This window comes from Nostoc sp. CALU 546, assembly GCF_048836525.1.
In genome coordinates, this window is the sequence record NZ_JAWJTF010000290.1 from 1 (window position 1) to 2,552 (window position 2,552).

The 2,552-nt window shown below is 38.7% G+C and carries 2 protein-coding genes; both read right to left on the reverse strand.

Going from position 1 to position 2,552, the window contains the following annotated elements; genetic code table 11:
• Nucleotides 1–90: 90 nt before the first annotated feature.
• Nucleotides 91–1,608: an ATP-binding protein gene (locus RRG12_RS42805; protein WP_420758019.1), complete on the reverse strand. Its 1,518-nt coding sequence runs from the start codon at nucleotides 1,606–1,608 to the stop codon at nucleotides 91–93.
• 7 nt (nucleotides 1,609–1,615) lie between these two features.
• Nucleotides 1,616–2,552 (reverse strand): histidine kinase dimerization/phosphoacceptor domain -containing protein (locus tag RRG12_RS42810; protein WP_420763264.1); only part of this gene is annotated, 937 nt, incomplete at its 5' end.

Sequence of the window (2,552 nt, forward strand, 5' to 3'; positions counted from 1 at the left end):
TATCTCTGGGAGTAAGATAAATATGTAACTAAGCACGGGCTGTTTTAGGTGTGGTCTAATTCCTCTTTTCTATTACTTTCCGTTCCTTCTTTAAATAGCTTCAGTCAAGGATAATTCGGAATTTAAGGGCAAAATTACTGTAAATTTAGTACCGACTCCAACTTGACTTGTGACACTGATTTTACCCCTATGAGCATCAACGCACCTTTTAACGATTACTAACCCCAATCCAGTACCCTGAATTGATTGGACATTTGAGGCTCGGTAGAATGATTCAAAAAGTCGAGTTTGGTCTGCTTCGGGAATACCCATACCTTGATCTTGAATATAAAAAATTGCTACTTTCTCAATCGGGTCGCATATTAAATCAAACTGAATGTTGCCTCCTCTGGGAGAATATTTAACCGCGTTTGAAAGTAGATTTACTAACATATAATGTAGGAGTCCTTGATCCATTACAGCAGATGTGTTTTCACTATGACAGGTAAAAACAATTTCACACACGCTAGTTTCAACAATAGAAAAATCTTCGACTAACTCTCGACAGAATTGCTGTAAGTTAAGTGGAGTAGGGTTATATATGAGTTTTTCTGCTTCCGCTCGACCCATAAATAGCACTTCTTCCATAAGTTTTTCTAAAGATTGCACAGCACCTTGAATTCGCTTTAAATAAACGCCTTTTTTTGCATCTGTTAAATTTGCTCCTTGCATTTCGATGAGTTCTACTGCCGTTTGAATAACAGTTAGCGGATTACGAAACTCATGAGATACGGTAGAGATAAATAGTGATTTGAGACGGTTAAGTTCTTGCTCCTTCTCTAATGCTTGCTCTAGCAATTTTGTTTGGCGTCGTTCGCTAAGATCCCAGAAAACAACTACTACACCATTTATCTGGTCAGATCCTCGTTTTAGTGGTGAAGCACTATCGCCAATTGGAATTCTTTTTCCGTTTTTTGTAATCAGAGATGTGAATTCCCCTAAATAAACAACTTGTTGCTCCCGTAGCACTTTTGTCACAGGGTTTTCTAATGTAGTCTCTGTAACTTCATCGACAATATGAAAAATTTTCGTCGCCTCATTTCCTAAAGCATCTTCTTGCTGCCAGCCAGTCAGCGCCTCAGCTGCGGGATTCATGAATGTCACTGCTCCCTGCTCATTGGTCGCGATGACAGCATCACTCATCGAATTTAAAAGGGTTGCTAACTGATCTCGATTCTCTCGCAGGTCACGTTCTAACTGGTGTTTTAAAAGACCGATCTCGATCGCTATTCTTAAATCTTTTGTAGTAAATGGTTTAACAATGTATCCGAAAGGTTGGGTAAGTTTGGCTCTTTCTAAAGTATGATCATCACCATAAGCAGTTAAAAAAATTACAGGAACGTCTAACTGCTCACGGATCTGACTAGCGGTAGCAATACCGTCCATCTCACCTTTAAGAATAATATCCATTAATACTAGTTCTGGCTGAGTTTCCGATGCTTTGGCAATGGCAACTTTTCCAGATGAAGCTGTACCCGTAACAATGTATCCTAATTGAGTGAGTTGGCTAGCAATAGTTCTAGCCACAATCACTTCATCTTCAACGACTAAAATCCTAGCTTGACCCATTTGATATTTATTGATGCAAAGTTAACTGCGTGAATTGAATTTTGAATCCTGTTCCATGATTTCGTTCTAGAGTAATGTCGCCTTCGAGTTGTTCTATAACCAAGTCATATACTAACGACAGACCCAAAGAATCAGTATTTTTCCAATCTAAATTATCTGGTAAACCAATCCCATTGTCTCGGATGGTCATCTCGATGCTATTACCGATATTGCGTAGAGCAATGCTGATTGTGCCTGCTTGTTGGTTGGGAAAAGCGTGCTTGAGGGCATTGGAAATTAATTCATTAATAACCAATCCACAGGCAATAGCTTGGTCAACATTCAAACTCACTGAATCTATATCAGTTTCTAAACCGATTCTACCAGGCCATATTTGATAGGAAATTAGTAAGCTTGCTGCTAAATTATGGATGTAGTCAGCAACATCAATTTGCCCAATATTAGCGGAAGTATACAAATTTTTATGAATTAGAGATATTGATTCAATTCGGTTCTGACTTTCTCGAAGAACTTTGATTACTTCCGGATCTTTGAGTGTTTGAGACTGAAGTTGTAATAAGCTGGAGACAATTTGCAAATTATTTTTAACTCGATGATGAACTTCCTTTAAGAGAACTTCTTTTTCAGCCAAGGCATTTTTTAATTTCACTTGAGCTTTTTGTCTTTGAACAAGTTCAGTTTGAGCTTGCTCAAAGATGCTGGATTGTTGAATTGCGATCGCTAATTGGACTGTAAGTTGATCGAGCAAATCTAATTGATTTTCTTCCCAATCGCGGAAACCAGAGCATTGGTGAGCAACCAATAAACCCCAAAGGTGAGAGCCGGGGCTTTGAGAGCCTACTTCTAGCAATATGGGTACAACTAAATTTGCTTTGACTTCAAACTGTTCTAACAGGCGAACATGACAATCAGTGAGTCCAGCTTCGTAAATATTAGCGATCGCT